Genomic DNA, 18,740 nt, shown 5'->3' with positions numbered 1-18,740 from the left:
TCCTCGCTCGGTTTGAGGTTGGTTAATGATAGAAAAGAAAAAAAGAGCAACACCCTGGAAGTCAGGGAAAGTCATTTCCATTCGCCTACGAAATGGTGTTTATGTCTTAGCACAAATGGTGCGGGAGCCCTATCTGGTATTTTTTAACCATTTTAAGGAGGAAAATAGCTGGAAGGGAGTGACCTTGAAAGAGGAGAATATTCTCTTTTGTAAAGCAGTCACTCGTCAGTTTCTACGCTCTAGTCCTGTAACGATTGTCAAAGATCTTGAGCCTCTCTTAGATTATCGGCTGCCTAAAGAATGGATTTATAGCCATATGGGAGGGCATCCGATTACGGTTTCGGTGAAGGGACGGGAGCGTCAAGTAGCTGGTTTTGGTCATCGGCTTTCCTTGGTTCAGGCGGATAAGGAAAGTGGCCAACCAGAGGACAATCCTCTGATGGGACTCTTCCAAGCCTATATCCTACCAGATATCCAAGAGCAAGATTGGGAGCGGGTCGATCGGGCTGAGCTCATGTCACTCGAAGTCTTTCCAACACTCAATGAGCGTCTCTACCTTTGCTATCTTTATGGGAAAAATATAAATCCAGAACAAGATATCTCTTTGGGAAAGCCCTTGCTTGATGACTATGAAACTTATGTAGATATCCTCACTAACAGCCCAGAGGCTCAACATCTCTATCTAGGAGAGTACGAAGAATAAGAAAGGACATTTGATGAAACTTAAAATTTTTGCGGAAAACAAGCCAGCTCAAAAGGTTTTTGAATATCAGTTAGAGCTTGCTGATCAGACAATTCTTCTATCGACAGCACTCTTGTCAGGTGCAATTGCTTTGGCAGGATTATTTTCTGCTTTGAAAGAAAAATAAATATAGAAAAGGATTGAACATGGTTTTACCAAATTTTAAAGAAAACTTAGAAAAATACGCTAAATTGTTAGTTGCAAACGGCATCAACGTGCAACCTGGCCATACCTTGGCTTTGAACATCGATGTGGAGCAAAGAGAATTGGCCCACTTGATCGTGAAGGAAGCCTATGCCTTGGGGGCACATGAAGTGATCATCCAATGGGCAGATGATTTTACTACCCGTGAAAAATTCCTCCATGCACCGATGGATCGCTTGGACAATGTGCCCGAATACAAGATTGCTGAGATGAACTACCTCTTGGAACACAAGGCAAGTCGCTTAGGTGTGCGCTCGTCTGATCCAGGTGCCTTAAATGGTGTCGAGCCAGAGAAGCTTTCGGCTTCTGCTAAGGCCTTGGGACTAGCTATGAAACCAATGCGCATCGCAACCCAATCTAATAAAGTCAGCTGGACAGTCGCAGCAGCAGCTGGTACAGAGTGGGCTAAGAAGGTCTTTCCAAATGCAGCCAACGATGAGGAAGCAGTAGACTTGCTTTGGGATCAGATTTTCAAAACCTGCCGTGTCTATGAAGATGATCCAGTAGCCGCTTGGCAGGCCCATGAAGAAAAACTCAGCTCAAAAGCTAAGGTTTTAAATGAGGAGCAATTCACTGCTCTGCACTACACAGCGCCGGGAACTGACTTGACATTGGGCTTGCCCAAGAACCATCACTGGGAGTCAGCAGGCAGTCTTAATGCTCAGGGTGAATATTTTATTGCCAATATGCCGACAGAGGAGGTCTTTACAGCACCGGACTTCCGCCGGGCAGAAGGTTATGTGACCAGCACTAAGCCCCTTAGCTACAATGGCAACATCATCGAAGGCATCAAGGTGACCTTCAAGGATGGCCAGATTGTGGACATTACTGCTGAAAAGGGTGGCCAGGTTATGAAGGATCTTGTCTTTGAAAATGCTGGTGCGCGTGCTTTAGGTGAATGTGCCTTGGTACCAGATCCAAGCCCGATTTCTCAGTCAGGTATCACCTTCTTCAATACACTTTTTGATGAAAATGCTTCTAATCACTTGGCAATCGGTGCGGCCTATGCGACCAGTGTGGTCGGCGGAGAAAATTTCTCCGAAGAAGAGTTAGAAGCAGCGGGTCTCAACCGTTCGGATGTCCATGTGGACTTTATGATTGGCTCTAACCAGATGGATATTGACGGTATCCGTGAAGATGGCAGCCGTGTAGCCATCTTCCGAAATGGAGACTGGGCAATTTAAGATTTTGAGCTGCCCTAAATGGCGCATTTCATAATGACAGCTTCCACTTGCTTCTTGAGAAGCCTTGTTAGAAATATAGAAAGAAGGGGAATATATGATTGGTAGTATGTTTGTCGGTTTTATCATCGGCCTTATCGCCGGGGCTATTACCAGCCGTGGGGAGCGCATGGGCTGTATCGGGAAAATCCTTCTGGGTTGGTTTGGTTCCTTGATAGGTCAATTTCTCTTTGGCCATTGGGGGCCAATGCTTGCTGATACAGCTATTGTTCCATCAGTGCTAGGAGCAGTTATCCTCTTGGCTATTTTCTGGAGACGGGATAGTTAGTATAGAAAAAATGAGAGTGGGACAGAAATCGGGAATTCGTTAGAATTCGATTACGTCGTCCCACCTCCGCACAGTTGAGTAGGGCTGTAAAAGCTGATGAAATCAGCGTAGTAGAGCCCACTCAACCACTGCGTCTTGCTCGACAATCCAAAGACAATTGAGAGGCTAGGACTTTTGTCCCAGCCTCATTTTTGATAATGATATATAAGTTATTTACTCAATCACCAACATGCCGTCCTTGACTGCGAATGGGTCTTTTTCGTTGATGCGGTCGTAGAACATGATGCCGTTGATATGGTCGATTTCATGCTGAACGACAATGGCGTTATAGCCCTTGAGTTTGATACGATGCTTTTGACCAACCTTGTCAAAGTAATCCACGGTGACTCGTGCATGACGAACTACGTAGCCCGGTACTTCTCGATCGACTGATAGGCAGCCTTCACCATCAGCTAAGGCTGCATCCTGAACGGAATGGGCTACAATCTTAGGATTGTACATCAGCGTTTGCAGGCTATAAGCTTCCTTAGGCGGATTGCCCTCTTCGTCGTCAGGGTTGGGAACTAAAACAGCGATGAGCCGTTTGGAAATATCCAGCTGGGGAGCAGCTAGACCAACACCGCCGCGCAGCCCCATTTTTTCTGCCATGACTGGGTCTTGGGAATGCTTGAGAAATTGCATCATCTTCTCGCCCAGAATGATTTCTTGATCTGATAGAGGGAAGCTGACTTCCTCAGCGATAGCGCGCAGGGTCGGATTGCCCTCGCGGATAATGTCCTTCATATCAATTAAATGGGCTGGTTTGGTTAATCGTTCAATAACAGATGTTTTTTCACTCACAGACATGATTCTCTCCTTTTTCTATCCTTCATCATAACATAAAACCTGCAAGAAATAAAGGCGGGAGCGGTTTTGACTGGCTGGGGGTGCCTGCTTTTGAATGGAGCAACAGCGACCCATAATATTCCTGACAAAGAAATTGCGTCTTGGCCCAAAAAACTGTATGATAGAGGTAGTGTGAATTTTAAAGGAAAATAGAATGAAAAAATTGATGGAAAAGGTGAGTATCCTCTCGCTTTCTTTGATTCTGACTACGGCTTTTTCGATTTCCAGTGCCCAGTCGGCCATGTTTGCTTTTTATAAAGGGATTCCAGAAAGTTGGGTAGAACTTCTGGTTTCTTTGCCTTCGGCTGGGATTATGCTGATGTTGCTGTTTAATAGAGTCATTGAGAAATACCTGACAGAGCGTCAGATGATTGTGAGTGGGCTTCTGATTTTTTCACTTTGCGGGCTTCTTCCTCTACTTAGTCAGTCTTACTGGCTTATGTTTGCCTCTCGGCTTGTATTTGGGATGGGAATCGGTCTGCTCAATGCCAAGGCTATCTCGATTGTTAGCGAGCGCTACAAGGGACAGGAACGCGTTCGGCTTTTAGGACTGAGGGGATCAGCAGAAGTAGTCGGGACAGCTTTCTTGACTTTTGGCGTCAGTCTACTTCTTCCTCTCGGCTGGCAGGCTGCCTTTCTCGTCTATACCTTTGGACTGGTGGTTTTAGCGCTTTATCTGCTTTTTGTCCCTTATGACAAGGTCTCTGAAAAGCAGCAAGAGCAGTCTGAATTGACTCCTAAGCTAAGCCAGCAGGATTGGCAACTGAGTTTGGTTTTTGCCTTTGTAGCGGGGGTTATTGTACTGACTTATATTGCCATCAATGTGCGGGTGCCGGGGATTGTAGAGAAGTCTGGCATGGGGACAGCCCAAACTGCAGGCGTGATTCTTTCCTTGATGCAGTTGATTGGGATTGCAGCGGGTATCAGCTTTGCTAGTTTGACCCGTCTTTTTAGAGATAAATTGCTGATGCTTTCTGGTCTGGTTTTTGGACTGACACAGATTGTTATTGGCTTCTCACCAAATCTCTTGTCACTCAGCATGGCTACTATTAGCGCCGGTTTTGTCTATAGTGTCGGTCTGACGACCATTTTTTACACCCTGTCCGAGCGCATTTCCTCCCACCTCCTCAATCAAGCCACTTCTATCGTGATTTTAGGCTGCAGTATCGGAGCAACGGCCACTACATTTGTCCTCAGCTTCATTGGGAGATTCTCTAACGCTCCATCCTTTATCTTCAGCGTTTTGGGTCTGACTATGATCCTGACCTCTCTCTTTGTTCTACGATTTAGCAAAGAAAAGAGCGGACTAGCTCCAAGAATCTAGGAGGTTATACCATGCGTCTGGATAAATTTTTAGCAGAAAATGGTCTGGGCTCACGCGCCCAGGTTAAGCAGCTCCTAAAGAAAGGGCTGGTTTTGGTCAATGGCAGAGCAGAGAAATCACCTAAGACCCAGATTGATGAGGCAGCAGATGACATTGTTGTTTCTGGCCAAAGGCTGATCTATGAAAAATTCGTCTACTACCTTCTCAACAAGCCGCAGGGAGTTATTTCGGCTACAGAAGATGACCATCATAAGACAGTTCTGGACTTGCTGGACGAGACTGCCCGTCAGAAAGAAGTTTTTCCTGTCGGCCGTTTGGATATTGATACCCACGGCCTGCTCCTTCTGACCAATAATGGCAAGTTAGCCCATGCCATGCTGTCACCCAAAAAGCACGTAGAGAAAATCTACCGAGCTCAAGTGGCAGGTCTAATGAACCAAGCAGATGTAGAGCGATTTGCTGCAGGAATAGAACTGAAAGACTTCACCTGTCAGCCAGCTCATCTCAAGATTTTAGAGCTGGACGAAGAAAAAGAGGCTTCTCTCGTAGAAATTACCCTAGCTGAAGGCAAGTTCCACCAGGTAAAGCGCATGGTGGCTGCCTGCGGAAAAGAAGTCACGGATCTTCAGCGCCTCACGATGGGACCCCTACAATTGGATCCTGCACTAGCTCTCGGAGAATGGCGGAGGCTGACCGAGGCAGAAATACTTTCTTTAGAAATCTTTGGGGTTGAATTGTAAATGAAAAAGCCTGAATTCCTCATACAAAAGAGTTGAAACAGAATCATTTGACAAAGGTAGTCCTTCTTGGTAGAATAAGAATGTCGTAATGACAAATAACTTCTTCTTGGTTGCAGGCCATGCCAAACCTGCCACTCGGATGAAGCGTAAAGAAAAGGAGTATATCATGGCAATCTCAAAAGAGAAAAAAAATGAAATCATTGCACAATACGCACGTCACGAAGGTGACACTGGTTCAGTAGAGGTACAAGTTGCTGTCCTTACTTGGGAAATCAACCACCTCAACGAACACATCAAACAACACAAAAAAGACCACGCTACTTACCGTGGTTTGATGAAGAAAATCGGTCGCCGTCGTAACCTCTTGGCTTACCTTCGTAAGAACGACGTTAACCGTTACCGTGAGTTAATCAACTCTCTTGGACTTCGTCGCTAATCTTGCGTCTAAAACGTTTCTATACTTCGTTGACTTCGCCTCGATGTACCATTAGTACAATCTTCGCCTCGTCGCCTAGTTTATAAACGTTTTATCCAGCAAGAATCATGATGCTAAGGGCGTCAAAAATCCGTATGAAAATAGGGAAACGACACCGTGTTCGATGAACACAAGGAGTTTCATCTTTTTCATACGGATTTTAGCCCGAGCTCAAATTGGCTCTCTGATTCCAGAGGGCTTTTTTCTGTTCCGTCACCTTACCTAGATATACTCAAGTATTATCTTCGGTTACGGTTCCTAGTACTGTAAGGTAAAATAAACCAGATCTTCTCCCTTCGGGGAGATTTTTTATTTTCACTAGGATTTTAGCCTGAGCTAAAACAAGCCTTTTTATTTTAGGGGTGTTTTTTGTTAATCTTTTCTCTAAAATACTTTGATGCTTTGTTAGCCTAGTTCAACGGGTTTAAATATGAGGGCTTTTTTCTATCTTCAGCCAACATTTCTAATTTTTCCAAATAAAAAGTCCTTCTATTTCTTTAGAAGAACTTTTTCTATCAGCGACTTTACTCTTTCAAGAATTTTTGGATGGCAGGAGCGGCAGTGATAGCAAATCTTTCGTCAATACGATGCTCCCCGCCTTCTACAGTGACCAGCTTTGCATTTGGAATGGTCTGACTCGCTTGAACAGCATACTGGTAGGGCACGACTGCATCATCGGTACCATGGATAATGAGGGTCGGAGCTGTGATTTTGGTCTGTTCTGCTTGGATGTCAATGTCTAAGGCATCAATTAGATAAATCTTGCCCAGAGTAGCATTGTGGTGTGTCAAGCTATCAGGAAGTTGGTCGAAGTCAGGACTCCCTAGCTCACGATAGGTCTCTTTGGCATCATCGAAAAGAACGAAAGCTGGAAAGATGAGCAGGAGTTTGTGCACGCGGTCCGGATAAGCAGCAGCATAAAGACTGGCAACAACGCCGCCTTGACTGGCACCGAATAAGCTCATTTTGCTTTTATCTACAAAGGCCTCGGAACGAAGCTTTTCCATGACTTGAGTCAAGTCTGTGAGTTCGGTCTTGACCGACATATTCAGCATATCTTGTCCACCGCTCTTCGACTGACGGCTACCGCCGTAGAAATCAAAGCTGTAAACCAGATAACCTTGCTTTGCCAACAGCTGGCTGTACATTTCATATTGCTCAAGGGTGTTGTTCAATCCATGTGCGATAACAATAGTCGGCAATTTTTTACTCTTGTAGTCAGAAGGAGCAGTAATCTTTCCGTAGAGCTGCTTGTCATCGTATGAAACGCTGTATTCTTCAGACACGATGTCTTCTGTCGGAGTCGGTTGATTGTCCATTTTCTCGCTAGAAGCTGTCTGTGTGGTTTCTGGCTTAGGAGGAGTAGGATTTGATTTGGTTTGGGAGTGCCAGAAGAAAAGAACCAGTCCAGCTAAGCTCAAGGCTGCTAAAAAAGCCCAAATATACTTCATAGTTCTCTCCTTTCAGTATTTGTAGTATTATAGCGGAAATGAATGTATTTTACAAGAAGAGAGATTTCTTGTTTTTGATTTTTCTGGATCTCATACAAGAAAATCCAATTCATTTATCTAAGCGAGATTCAGATAGCCTTGAATTTTTTAGAAAATATTGCTAGACTGTAGCTACTAAGATAAAAACACAGTTCTGGTTGGTAGTCCAGACGCAAAAAATCGATTTTTTGTCAGTAACCTTCCTCCTTGGTTGTCCATTCTTAGGGATTTTTAAAGGAGGTGCTGTCATGGATAAGATTTCAATGACGCTGACAGTTTATTTTGAAGAGGGATTTTGGCACGGTCTTTTCGAGCAGGAACATGCTCAATCTTATAGAGTTTGCCGAGTCACCTTTGGTGCAGAACCTAGCACGCAGGAATTGTTGGATTTTCTAAACCGTTATTATCATCGGTTGCAGTTTAGTCCTAGCATCAGGGTGAAAGAGAAGACTAAGTCGGTCAGTCCTAAACGCTTGCAGAGACAGGCTAAAAAAGAGCAGCTGGCTTCACGGTCTTCAAAGTCTCAGGAAGCGCTGAAGCTGCAATTTGAAGAGCAAAAGAAAATCGCTCAAGTCAAGCGCAAGCAGCAGAAAGAACTGGCTAAGCAAAGGAAATTCGAACTCAAACAGCAAAAACGATTGGAAAAGCACAAGGGGCATTGAACCTGTTTTTTCTTATTTCTATGGAAAGGTCTTCCGGTGGGAGGCTTTTTTGTTTGTCAGGCAATCAGTGAGTGGCTTAAAAAGTGAATTGATTTCTCCAAGTCGTTTTATTTGACAGATGTAACAAAAGAGATTACAATGTAATCATAAAATAAAAATTACAAGAGTAGTTTTGAAAAGGAGAAGTTATGATTGAAATCACATATTTGGATGCTGTCAAGCAGGAGCGCAAGATGACCTTTGAGTCTTATCAGGAGTTTGAACAGTCCCAGCAGGCCTGCTTGATTGGAGTGGCAGATTATTACCCAGTTAAAAAACTGACTTATAAAGGTCATGATTTGAACTACCAGGGTACTTATGGCGACGTCTTCTTTTTCCTGATGAAGCAGGATTTGACAAAGTTTGACTAAGAATAAAGGAGAAAAATAATGGTAAAAGCAATTACAGATGCAACATTTGAGCAAGAAACAAAAGATGGATTAGTACTCATTGACTTTTGGGCCACTTGGTGCGGACCTTGTCGCATGCAGGGGCCAATCCTTGACAAGCTCTCAGAGGAACTTTCCGAAGAGGAGCTCAAGATTGTCAAGATGGATGTGGATGAAAATCCAGCTACAGCACGCGACTTTGGCATTATGTCTATCCCGACCTTGCTCTTTAAAAAAGACGGTCAAGTCGTCAAGCAGGTAGCGGGTGTTCATACTGCCCAGCAGATTAAAGCCATTGTGGCGGAGTTGGGATAAGGTAAGATTACGGTTATATTGGCCTGTTTTAAAATGAGACTGTTCTTGTTTGGAGCGGTCTTTTTTATTTCGATTATAACAATAATGAGTCAATTTAAAATTTTTGTTTGAAAATACATATTTTAAGGTATAATAAGTAGAGGTAAATTTTTTCCAACGGGATCGCGCTATAGAGCCGCATTGTTTAAAACATAATGGGAACGAGGTAGAGGTTATTATTCAATTATTAACGAATTTTTTCTTTGCTTTCATGGTTTTGACACCATTCATCGCTCCAGCGGTTTTGTGTTTTTTTGTTGGCTGGATGATTCCTAGAGAGCAGATCACGCAAAAAAGAATCATACTAGTATTAGCTTTCTTGATCCCTGTTTTGCTTTTAATTTCGTATTTTGCCCCTCAGATATTAGGCCTAGTGTTTTGGAGTCTGATCTGGTTTTTCATCGGGCTGTTGCGAATGAAGAATTATACTAAATCACAGTACTGGACAAGATGGCTTATATTTATCGCTTGTTTTAGTGCCTATATTTTACTTTATCTCCGTTTTTTTGGGTCGCTTTATTTTTATTAAACTATTTAAAAATCAGCTTGAAGCAAATCTTCAAGCTGATTTTGTTTATTCTTTACTCCCCCAACTCCTCGCTGTAAGCAATAATCTGATCAACTGTGTCGGACAAGAATTGGATGGTATCGCGGAGCGGTTTGTCTGTCGAAATATCTGCTCCTATAATCATAGCTGACTCAAGCGGAGTCTTGCTGCCGCCAGATTTGAGCAGCTCAAGCCAGTCACGGGCACCATTTTCGTCATTTTTCAGGTGTAGGTAGCCAGCGGTAGAGATGACCAAGCCTGCGGAGTAAGTATAGCTGTAGAGTCCCATGTAGTAGTGGGCTTGGCGCATCCAAGTTAAGGCAGCATCGTCGTCGATTTCAACGGCATCGCCCCAGAATTCTGTCAAGACTTCTTTCATGATAGCGTTGAGTTTGCTTGCACCGAAGGTTCCGCCTTCTTCAATCAAAGTATAGACCTTGCGTTGGAAGGCAGCTTCCAGCAAGTGAGTAATGAAGTTGTGGAAGTAAGTATCCGTCAGACGGTGAGCCAGGGCAAAGCGTTTCTGGCGAGGGTTATCAAACTGGCGTTCCAGATAATCACTGAGCAGGAGCTCATTAAAGGTAGACGGTGCTTCCACATAGTAGGTGGACATGTGGGCGTTGAAATAGCTTTGGTGATTGTCAGAGAAGATAAACTGACCGGAGTGGCCAATCTCGTGAATCAGAGTATAGACATCACTCATACGTCCAGTCCAGCTCATGAGGACATAAGGGTGAACCCGATAAGGATCAGCAGCATAGCCTCCAGAATCCTTTCCAGCATTGGCCGCAAAGTCGACCCAGCGTTCTTCCTTATAGCGGGCAACTTCTTGGCAGTATTCTTGTCCGAGTGGCTCGACTGACTTCATAACCAGATCGTAGGCGTCATCAATACTGACTTCGGGATTGAGCTCGCTGTCCAAGTCCAGTTTCCAGTCGGCAAAGGTCATTTTTTCAAGTCCGTTTACCTTAGCGACATGCTTGAGGTATTTCTGAGCTACTGGGGCAAATTCGCTCATAATCAAGTCAATCTGCCGGTCAAACATAGAGCGATCAACTTCTTGCTCAGCTAGCAAGTAGTCAAAAACAGAGTCATAGCCCTTCATGTCAGCCAGTAGTTTTTCAGACTTGACCTGAGCCAGATAGGCAGCAGCAGCAGTGTTTTGATGCTGACGAAGCCCTTCAGAGAAAGAGCGGAAAGCTTTTTCGCGGATTTCTGCATTTTCATGGTTTTGATAGAAATTCTCATAGGTGACAAAGCTGTTTTTGTAAACTTTGCCGTCTACTTCGAAGTCAGCCATAGCAAAGTCGCCGGCCCGCATCTTGGTGTAAATATCCTGTGGACTGTAAAAGACTTCACCTAGATTGGTCAAGGCTTTTTCGACATCTGCTCCCAGATAGTGGGCTTTTTTGATTTTAGCCTGGCGGATGGCTGAGGTCAGATGGGGCTCTTGGCCTAGTTTCTCCAAGACAGCTTCATCTGCACCGACTAGGGCGTCGTCAAAGAAGCTGAGTGCGACATTGGCTTCCGTCTCAAACTCCATGGCTGCTTGGGCAATCTGCGCAAAGCTCTCGTCGCCAAAGTCAGTGGTCTGTGGCATAAAACCGTAGTTGCCGATGTGGCTGATTTGGATATAAATCTGCTCTAACTCAGCAAATGCCTGTTCAAAATCTTCGAAAGTGCTAAGCTTGCCTTGGTAATCACGGACGAATTTCTGGATGTCTTCTCTGGCCTTCTCAATGGCTCGCAGGAAGTCCTCCTGGTCTTGGTAAAGGGCTGTTAGGTCCCAGAGTTCATTTTCCGGAAATTCAGAACGATGTTTTTGTTCCATAGTCTACTCCTTTTGTCATATATAGAAATAGTATAGCAAAAAATCCCCCAAAATGTCTTTCCTAGAATTGATTTGAAATGAAAAAGAAAGCTGATAAATCAACATTTTTTATGTTCACTGTGAGAATAATAAAACAATTTGTCTGTTTAGCTACCAAAAGCTACCAAAAATGTCTAGTCTTTTTTCCCAAGTTGTCAGCAATCTCTCAGAAAAAAATTTTTTAAATCTATTGACAGAAGCACAAAAGCATGGTACACTAATTGTAACTAGATTTCCGCTAGATTAAGAGTAGTGGGAACTAGAATATACAATAGGAGGTTCTATCATGTTAAATATAGAACAATATGAAAATGGATTGGGACTTGTATACAAATTTGGTGAGAGATTTGATGGGGAACTTAGCGCTAGGGAAGGAATAAATATTTATGCCCTTCACGCCAAGGAACACGATTGGAAAGTCCTTTTAACCATGGAGAGAGGACCAAGAAAAGAATATAGACACATGATTAAAAAAATCATTCTTACTGTAAAAGACGGTAGTTATGCAATTATTGCAGATGTAGAAGATACAAGCAAAGGAACAAAAAAACCAATCCCCAATGGCTATACAGTTCCGTCAATCTGGGAAAAAGAACCGGAAAACATGCACTGGTTCGCACTCTATAATGTAAAGCGTATTAGAATAGAGCCGGACACATATACTTCCGTAAATGGCAAAGATTTATTGCAAAGTATCTCTGGGAATGCTTATATGGTATATGTTACACTTTAAGAATGAATAACACAGTTATTTATAAAACAAGCTCATAAGATTATTCTTATGAGCTTGTTTCTTATTCATCAAAAATTGCTTTAAAACACTAATAATTTCTTTTTTCTCCTTTTCTGTCAGTTCATACTCCCTCAATAAACTAACAATTTCTTCTAGTCCATCATCACGTCCTTTCAATGTTTCAAAAGAAGTATTAAATATTTTAGCTAGTTTCTCTACTGTTTCATCTTTTGGATTTCTTCCTCCGTTTTCCCACCTAGCATACTGGGCTTGAGCCACACCTAACTTTTCAGCAACTTCTAATTGAGTAAGTCTTGCATCTAGACGGGCTTTTTTAATATATTCCCACTATTTCTAATTGGAGGAGCAGTATAAGTCAGTATTTTTTAGATGTCTATCACTTAAGGATAAAAGTCAAAGTTTCTTTGCGGCAATCCTTTTAAAAAGCAGTAGATAAGATAAGAATACGAAGATAACCAGGCCTAATAGCAGGGTGAAGACGTTTTGAGTTCCTTTTGTCATATTGGGAGCTTGATTGGCGATGACAGCTGTGACTGCAGTACCTATAGCGCCCGCAAAGGTCTGGGCCAGCTGAAAGAGCGCAGTCGTATCTGCAGTCTTTCCTTTATCAACTTGAGTCGTGGCTAGAGCTAGTGTGTTATTGAAGGCCATGTTTCTCCCCAAGGTAAAGCAAATATAAATCGCAATAACAGCTGTTAAGGTGAGTTCTTTTGTGAAGATAAGGAGCAAGAATACAGCAAGGAAAAGAAGTGAATTTCCTGTAAAAAGGGTTGGTTTCGGACCATTTCTATCATAGAGTTTGCCAAAGACAGGAGAGAGGAAGGCTCCAAGCATGGTTCCTGGAAGTAATGCAAAGCCTGCCTGAGCGGTTGAAATGTCTTTTTCTATGACCAGGAAGTTGGGAATCAGAAAATTAGCCGATAGGTTGATAAACTGAAAAATGAAGAAGGGTAAAATAGCCAATAAGACCGTCGGTTGCTTTAAAATCCGAATATCTAGGAATGGATGATCAATCTTTAAGCTCCGATAGATGAAGCAAGCTAGTGGTAGTAGACAGAGAATAAGATAGAGCCAATCGATATGTCCTTCTTCTAAGCTGGAGATGGCTACAATGGCAAAGACGAGTGAGCTTGCTAAGAGGAGAAATGAGAGAAGATCAAAGGCGCGTTTCCTCGACTGTTCGGAATTTCTTAAAAAGAAAAAACCAAGAATAAAGGAAATGATTGGGACAGGAAGAATAAAGGTATAAATCATATGCCAGTCAAAACGACTAATCATAAAACCACCGTAAGTCGGCCCAATTGCTGGTGCTAGGCTGACCACCATCCCAGATAAGCCCATGTAGGTTCCGATTTTTTGCTTAGGAACACGCTCAACAATCAAGTTAAAGAGCAAAGGAATGGCTAATCCAGTAGCTCCTCCTTGTAGGATTCTCCCTACCATCAAGATGGTAAAGCTTGGAGCCAACATGGCAATCAGAGTTCCCAAGCAAAAGTTAGCCAAAGCAGTAAAGAGGATGGTTCGCTCTTTCCAATTGTGGGCCAAGGTCGCTCCTAAAGTAATCGTAATGGCCACTGCTAATAGATACCCTGTCGTAATCCATTGCAGTGTTCCCAATCCTAACCCAAAGACCTTACTTAGATGCGGGAAGGTTACATTCATACTGGTTTCAGATAAGATGCCTGCAAAGCTGACTAAGGCTGTCGCAAGGAGCGAGAAAAAATCTTTCTTTTCAACTGTTTGATGTTCTGGCACGATTGTCTCCTTTATATGTTTGAAATGAGTCACTGTATTTATTATAAAGCAAGAAGTTCTCTTTGAAAAGTGAATAATGGCTATACCGCCATCTTATTTGACGAATCGAAAGGGGAAAAACGAACTCAGCCAGCCAACTATAATCAGCTATAGAAAAGAAAAATAGATTTTCAGTACTTTTATAGAAAAAAGCCATTTCCAGCCTTTTTCTTTTGCCTGAAATTGTGGTAAAATAAGGTCTATACGTGCTTGATACAAAGATGAGGATATAATAAGCTACTAAGGCCATGATATTAAAGTCACAGTGCTAACTGAACACGTCCTATGGGTTGCTTAAGGGCTTAGTATCTTGATGAATTGAACACGCCCTAAAAGCTGTGTAAAAAAGATAAACTGTCTTGTCTTCATCGAAGACTTCGTCAGTTTCCTATTTTTACTTTGCTTCTAACGGTCTTAGTATCTTGATCTTTGTAGCCAAGGCGTATGAAAAAATTTGAGCATGTGCTCGGCAAGGAGTCTTTATGACAAAACAAGTTTTTAAAACCGTTTTTGCAGGTCGTGAGCTGGTAGTTGAAACCGGTCAGGTTGCAAAGCAGGCAAATGGCAGCGCCGTTGTTCGATATGGAGAAAGTACCGTTTTAACTGCGGCAACTATGTCCAAAAAGATGGCTACTGGTGACTTTTTCCCGTTGCAGGTCAACTATGAGGAAAAAATGTATGCAGCTGGGAAATATCCTGGTGGTTTTAACAAGCGCGAAGGCCGTCCGTCAACAGATGCGACTTTGACTGCCCGCTTGATTGACCGCCCGATTCGTCCCATGTTTGCGGAAGGTTTCCGCAATGAAGTTCAGGTTATCAATACCGTTCTTTCTTATGACGAAGATGCTTCGCCTCAAATGGCTGCTATGTTCGGTAGCTCTCTGGCTCTTTCTATCTCAGATATTCCTTTTAACGGCCCTATCGCAGGAGTTCAGGTCGGCTATATAGATGGTGAATTTATCATCAATCCTAGCAAGGAACAAAAGGAAGTTTCGCTTTTGGAACTGACAGTGGCTGGTACCAAAGAGGCTATCAACATGGTGGAGTCTGGAGCCAAGGAACTATCTGAAGATATCATGCTGGAAGCTCTTCTCAAAGGTCACGAAGCGGTCAAAGAATTGATTGCCTTCCAAGAAGAAATCGTTGTGGCAGTCGGCAAGGAAAAAGCAGAAGTAGAATTGCTACATGTTGATGAAGAGTTGCAGGCAGAGATTGTCGCAGCATATAACAGCGATTTGCAAAAAGCTGTTCAGGTAGAAGAAAAGCTGGCGCGTGAAGCCGCAACTCAGGCTGTCAAAGACCAAGTCACAGCAGTTTATGAAGAGAAATACGCGGACCATGAAGAATTCGACCGTATCATGCGTGATGTGGCTGAAATCTTGGAACAAATGGAGCATGCAGAAGTGCGTCGTTTGATTACCGAAGATAAGGTCCGTCCTGACGGTCGTAAGGTTGATGAAATCCGTCCGCTGGATGCGGAAGTGGATTATCTGCCGCGCGTTCATGGTTCTGGTCTCTTTACTCGCGGGCAAACTCAAGCCTTGTCGGTCCTGACCTTAGCACCAATGGGCGAAACGCAAATCGTTGACGGCTTGGATCCGGAATACAAAAAACGCTTCATGCACCACTATAATTTCCCACAATACTCTGTCGGTGAGACAGGCCGTTATGGGGCTCCTGGCCGTCGTGAAATTGGACACGGTGCTCTTGGGGAACGTGCCTTGGAGCAAGTTTTGCCTAGCTTGGAAGAGTTTCCTTACGCTATCCGCTTGGTGGCAGAAGTCTTGGAGTCAAACGGTTCTTCCTCACAGGCCTCTATCTGTGCGGGGACTTTGGCTCTGATGGCAGGTGGTGTGCCGATTAAGGCACCGGTTGCCGGAATTGCTATGGGCTTGATTTCAGATGGCAGCAACTACACAGTTCTGACGGACATTCAAGGTTTGGAAGACCATTTTGGCGACATGGACTTTAAGGTAGCTGGTACCCGCGAAGGGATTACCGCCCTGCAGATGGATATTAAGATTGAAGGAATTACAGCGGAAATCCTGACAGAAGCTCTGGCTCAGGCTAAGAAAGCCCGCTTTGAAATTCTGGACTTGATTGAAGCGACAATTCCAGCTCCTCGTCCTGAGCTAGCTCCAACTGCTCCGAAAATCGACACTATCAAGATTGATGTGGACAAGATTAAGATTGTCATCGGAAAAGGCGGGGAAACCATCGATAAGATCATCGCTGAGACCGGCGTTAAGATTGACATTGATGAAGAAGGAAATGTATCCATCTACTCCAGTGATCAAGATGCGATTAATCGTGCTAAGGAAATCATTGCTGGCTTGGTTCGCGAAGCAAAAGTGGACGAAGTTTACCATGCCAAGGTTGTTCGAATTGAGAAATTCGGTGCCTTTGTCAATCTCTTTGACAAGACGGATGCTCTGGTTCACATTTCAGAGCTGGCTTGGACTCGGACCAACAACGTCGAAGATGTCGTACAAATCGGTGATGAAGTGGATGTCAAGGTGATCAAGATTGATGCCAAAGGCCGGGTAGATGCTTCCATGAAAGTATTGCTGCCGCGTCCGCCAAAGTCTGATAAGCCAAAACATCATCATGACAAGGGGCATCATCCGCGCAAGGAGCACAAGGGTCATAAGGACCATCAAGAAAGCCCTAAAACAGAAGAATAAGAGGTTGCTTATCCCTGTAGACCTCATCAAAAATCGGCAGAGGCGAGCCTAGTTCTCGTCTCTCCTTGTTTAGAGAAGGAAGGAGGCCAGCATGGGTTGGTGGAAGGAATCCATTGATATTGTAAAAGAAAATGACCCGGCGGCACGGACGTCGCTGGAAGTCTTGCTAACCTATCCAGGCATCAAAGCTTTGGCGGCCCACCGCCTCTCGCATTTTTTGTGGCGGCACGGCTTTAAGCTGCTGGCGCGCATGCACAGTCAATTCTGGCGTTTCTGGACCCAGATTGAGATTCATCCTGGCGCTCAGATTGAGTCAGGTGTCTTCATTGACCATGGCAGTGGACTGGTGATTGGAGAAACGGCCATTGTGGAGAAGGGAGCCATGCTTTACCACGGTGTGACCCTAGGCGGTACGGGCAAGGATACAGGCAAACGCCATCCGACCGTCCGTCGGGGTGCCTTGGTCTCTGCCCATGCCCAAGTTATCGGACCAATTGAGATTGGCGAGAAGGCCAAGGTCGGAGCTGGTGCAGTTGTTGTAGCTGATGTTCCAAGTGATGTGACGGTGGTTGGCGTTCCAGCCAAGATTGTCCGTGTTCACGGTGAGAAAGACGAGCCAACCATTCACGAGGTAGAGGAAAAACGGGAATACTATCTAGACAAGCTAGAGCATGCCCGTGAAGCCAGCCACCATTCATCAAGTCTATAGAAAAGGTTAGCAAAGTTATCTAAGTAAAATATGACGGGAGGAACCGACATGTCAGATTTATCAGATGCTATTTTAAAGCAGGTAGTCCTTGAACTGAAAGAGCGCTTGGACGGTCCTGCCAAGGAGCGCTTTGCCAAACTGCCGCCTAGCCACCAGCGCGAATGGGCTCGCTATATCAGTGAAGCTAAAAAAGATGAGACCAAGCTGCGCCGCATAGAAAAGATGAAGGTGGATTTGCTGAAGCCTTAAAGAAAGAGAAGTTATGCTATTAGAGGAATTTGAAGATGTAGCAGCAGTCATTGAGCCAACTGAAAAGCCAGTCCATGACAAGGGTGAGGTGTGCGAAACCATCATCCTGTCCTTTAATGGAGAAATTCTGAAACGTTTGATTGAGTCAGAAGATGTCTATCAAGGAGGCTATTTGAAAAGCATCAACGGACAGCATTCATGGTATATTTACCGCCAAGGTCCTAGCAAGCTAGCAGTTATGTTGGCTCCGATTGGGGCTCCCATGATAGTCGGCCAGCTGGAGGAGTTGGCGGCCAGAGGCTTCAAGAATTTCATCATTCTAGGTTCCTGTGGCGTTTTGGATCGCTCAATTGAGGCGGATAAGATTATCTTGCCGTCTGCTGCTTTACGAGATGAAGGAACTAGCTATCACTATGCCCCACCGGGTGACGAAGTAGCCTATGACGAGTCTCTGCTGATCGAGCTGGAAGCTATCTTTGACAAGCACGATATTGAGCATATCCGCACCAAGTCTTGGACGACTGATGCCTTTTATCGAGAAACGCCTGATAAGGTCAAGCGTCGCTTGGCTGCTGGAGCCAAAGTGGTGGACATGGAAGCTTCAGCTATCATGGCTTGGAGCCAATTTCGCAAGACCAAGGTCTATCAATTCTTCTACACAGCTGACTATGTGGATCATCATAACCGAATCTGGGATGCCCGCCATGAAGAGCGGACAGCTGATGCCATGACTTTTTTCACTATCGCTTTGACAATAGCAAAGGAACTAGAAAGGTAACTACAAGAATGGCAGTATATTTTTACGGCTGTATCACCATGGATGGCTACTTGGCAGACAGCCAGCACAGGATAGACTGGCTGCATCAGCTTGGTTCTGTAGAGGATACAGGCTATGATGACTTTTACAGGCAAATGGATATCACCATCATGGGCAAGCGGACCTTTGAGGAAATCCAAGATTTGCAAGATGTAGAAAGTTTTTATCAAGCTACGGAAAACTATGTCTTTACGCATGATAGGCACCTGCCTGTCAGCAATTACCAGCCAGTAGCTGGGGATGTGGTGGACTTTGTTCACCAGATTGACAAAGGCAAAAATGTCTTTGTGATTGGTGGTAATTCCTTGGTAGGACCGCTCTTGGATGCGGATCTTTTCGACCACCTCATTATTCAGATAGCGCCCCTTATCCTAGGAAAGGGGGTTCCCCTCTTTACCCAAGAGGAAGGGCAGCGCTTTTACCAACTGGATAGCCTCAGACAATTTGGCCCTTTTGCAGAGCTGGTTTTCAGCCGAAAAAGTCAGAAATAGAGAAGGGAGTGG

The 18,740-nt window shown here is 44.2% G+C and carries 22 protein-coding genes; 17 read left to right on the top strand and 5 right to left on the bottom strand.

The window, feature by feature from the left end:
- Positions 1–25 precede the first annotated feature (25 nt).
- The 4 genes from K1J09_RS06735 to K1J09_RS06720 all read left to right on the top strand — a co-directional run bounded on the left by K1J09_RS06735 (position 26) and on the right by K1J09_RS06720 (position 2,455).
- Positions 26–703 (top strand): hypothetical protein, encoded by a 678-nt coding sequence (locus K1J09_RS06735; protein WP_223323606.1) that lies wholly within the window; start codon positions 26–28, stop codon positions 701–703.
- A 13-nt stretch (positions 704–716) separates the two neighbouring features.
- The gene (locus K1J09_RS06730; RefSeq protein WP_223323604.1) at positions 717–869 is read left to right on the top strand and encodes a hypothetical protein; all 153 of its coding nucleotides are present in this window, start codon (positions 717–719) and stop codon (positions 867–869) included.
- Between the two features lie 19 nt (positions 870–888).
- On the top strand, positions 889–2,130 hold the full coding sequence (locus K1J09_RS06725) for an aminopeptidase (RefSeq protein WP_223323602.1): 1,242 nt from the start codon (positions 889–891) through the stop codon (positions 2,128–2,130).
- A 94-nt stretch (positions 2,131–2,224) separates the two neighbouring features.
- Positions 2,225–2,455: a GlsB/YeaQ/YmgE family stress response membrane protein gene (locus K1J09_RS06720; RefSeq protein WP_002893807.1), complete on the top strand. Its 231-nt coding sequence runs from the start codon at positions 2,225–2,227 to the stop codon at positions 2,453–2,455.
- A 213-nt stretch (positions 2,456–2,668) separates the two neighbouring features.
- Here K1J09_RS06720 and def read toward each other — a convergent pair whose 3' ends face one another.
- The gene (gene def, locus K1J09_RS06715) at positions 2,669–3,301 is read right to left on the bottom strand and encodes a peptide deformylase (protein WP_223323600.1); all 633 of its coding nucleotides are present in this window, start codon (positions 3,299–3,301) and stop codon (positions 2,669–2,671) included.
- Positions 3,302–3,494: 193 nt separating this feature from the next.
- Here def and K1J09_RS06710 point away from each other — a divergent pair, with 193 nt between their 5' ends.
- The 3 genes from K1J09_RS06710 (at position 3,495) to rpsO (ending at position 5,840) form a co-directional block, all read left to right on the top strand.
- On the top strand, positions 3,495–4,664 hold the full coding sequence (locus K1J09_RS06710; protein ID WP_223323598.1) for an MFS transporter: 1,170 nt from the start codon (positions 3,495–3,497) through the stop codon (positions 4,662–4,664).
- A gap of 11 nt (positions 4,665–4,675) precedes the next feature.
- A complete protein-coding gene (locus tag K1J09_RS06705) occupies positions 4,676–5,404 on the top strand; it encodes a pseudouridine synthase (protein WP_223323596.1) in 729 nt (242 codons plus the stop codon).
- Positions 5,405–5,570: 166 nt separating this feature from the next.
- Positions 5,571–5,840: a 30S ribosomal protein S15 gene (gene rpsO, locus K1J09_RS06700; RefSeq protein WP_001018251.1), complete on the top strand. Its 270-nt coding sequence runs from the start codon at positions 5,571–5,573 to the stop codon at positions 5,838–5,840.
- Positions 5,841–6,403: 563 nt separating this feature from the next.
- Here the strand turns inward: rpsO and K1J09_RS06695 are convergent.
- Positions 6,404–7,330 carry an alpha/beta hydrolase family protein gene (locus K1J09_RS06695; RefSeq protein ID WP_002914057.1) on the bottom strand — a complete coding sequence of 309 codons (927 nt, stop codon included), beginning with the start codon at positions 7,328–7,330 and terminating at the stop codon, positions 6,404–6,406.
- 287 nt (positions 7,331–7,617) lie between these two features.
- Here K1J09_RS06695 and K1J09_RS06690 point away from each other — a divergent pair, with 287 nt between their 5' ends.
- The 4 genes from K1J09_RS06690 (at position 7,618) to K1J09_RS06675 (ending at position 9,342) form a co-directional block, all read left to right on the top strand.
- Complete coding sequence (locus tag K1J09_RS06690; protein ID WP_048773960.1) at positions 7,618–8,031, top strand: YjdF family protein; 414 nt, start codon at positions 7,618–7,620, stop codon at positions 8,029–8,031.
- A gap of 188 nt (positions 8,032–8,219) precedes the next feature.
- Positions 8,220–8,441 carry a DUF4649 family protein gene (locus K1J09_RS06685; RefSeq protein WP_002899027.1) on the top strand — a complete coding sequence of 74 codons (222 nt, stop codon included), beginning with the start codon at positions 8,220–8,222 and terminating at the stop codon, positions 8,439–8,441.
- An 18-nt stretch (positions 8,442–8,459) separates the two neighbouring features.
- Positions 8,460–8,774, top strand: a complete 315-nt coding sequence (trxA, locus tag K1J09_RS06680; RefSeq protein WP_223323594.1) for a thioredoxin — start codon at positions 8,460–8,462, stop codon at positions 8,772–8,774.
- A gap of 250 nt (positions 8,775–9,024) precedes the next feature.
- The gene (locus tag K1J09_RS06675; protein WP_223323593.1) at positions 9,025–9,342 is read left to right on the top strand and encodes a hypothetical protein; all 318 of its coding nucleotides are present in this window, start codon (positions 9,025–9,027) and stop codon (positions 9,340–9,342) included.
- 52 nt (positions 9,343–9,394) lie between these two features.
- On the opposite strand, the gene pepF is transcribed toward K1J09_RS06675, so the two are convergent.
- Complete coding sequence (gene pepF / locus K1J09_RS06670; protein WP_223315004.1) at positions 9,395–11,191, bottom strand: oligoendopeptidase F; 1,797 nt, start codon at positions 11,189–11,191, stop codon at positions 9,395–9,397.
- Between the two features lie 325 nt (positions 11,192–11,516).
- Here pepF and K1J09_RS06665 point away from each other — a divergent pair, with 325 nt between their 5' ends.
- Complete coding sequence (locus K1J09_RS06665) at positions 11,517–11,963, top strand: hypothetical protein (RefSeq protein WP_223323591.1); 447 nt, start codon at positions 11,517–11,519, stop codon at positions 11,961–11,963.
- Between the two features lie 15 nt (positions 11,964–11,978).
- Here the strand turns inward: K1J09_RS06665 and K1J09_RS06660 are convergent, their stop codons facing one another.
- Positions 11,979–12,302 (bottom strand): helix-turn-helix domain-containing protein, encoded by a 324-nt coding sequence (locus K1J09_RS06660; RefSeq protein ID WP_223315064.1) that lies wholly within the window; start codon positions 12,300–12,302, stop codon positions 11,979–11,981.
- 75 nt (positions 12,303–12,377) lie between these two features.
- A complete protein-coding gene (locus K1J09_RS06655; RefSeq protein WP_223323588.1) occupies positions 12,378–13,739 on the bottom strand; it encodes an MFS transporter in 1,362 nt (453 codons plus the stop codon).
- Positions 13,740–14,260: 521 nt separating this feature from the next.
- Between K1J09_RS06655 and pnp the strand changes: the two genes are divergently transcribed.
- The 5 genes from pnp (at position 14,261) to K1J09_RS06630 (ending at position 18,728) form a co-directional block, all read left to right on the top strand.
- On the top strand, positions 14,261–16,462 hold the full coding sequence (gene pnp / locus K1J09_RS06650; protein ID WP_223323586.1) for a polyribonucleotide nucleotidyltransferase: 2,202 nt from the start codon (positions 14,261–14,263) through the stop codon (positions 16,460–16,462).
- Between the two features lie 91 nt (positions 16,463–16,553).
- Positions 16,554–17,171, top strand: a complete 618-nt coding sequence (gene cysE / locus K1J09_RS06645; protein ID WP_002899011.1) for a serine O-acetyltransferase — start codon at positions 16,554–16,556, stop codon at positions 17,169–17,171.
- A 30-nt stretch (positions 17,172–17,201) separates the two neighbouring features.
- Entirely contained in the window at positions 17,202–17,420 is a 219-nt protein-coding gene (locus tag K1J09_RS06640; protein WP_223323584.1) for a YdeI/OmpD-associated family protein, read from the top strand.
- Between the two features lie 13 nt (positions 17,421–17,433).
- Complete coding sequence (locus tag K1J09_RS06635; RefSeq protein ID WP_223323582.1) at positions 17,434–18,198, top strand: nucleoside phosphorylase; 765 nt, start codon at positions 17,434–17,436, stop codon at positions 18,196–18,198.
- Between the two features lie 8 nt (positions 18,199–18,206).
- Positions 18,207–18,728, top strand: coding sequence for a dihydrofolate reductase family protein (locus K1J09_RS06630; protein ID WP_000301974.1), 522 nt, complete (start codon positions 18,207–18,209; stop codon positions 18,726–18,728).
- Positions 18,729–18,740: the final 12 nt, after the last annotated feature.

Origin of the sequence: Streptococcus sanguinis, assembly GCF_019928825.1 — a bacterium.
GTDB lineage: Bacteria > Bacillota > Bacilli > Lactobacillales > Streptococcaceae > Streptococcus > Streptococcus sanguinis_L.
This window is presented reverse-complemented; position numbering and strand designations above follow the sequence as displayed.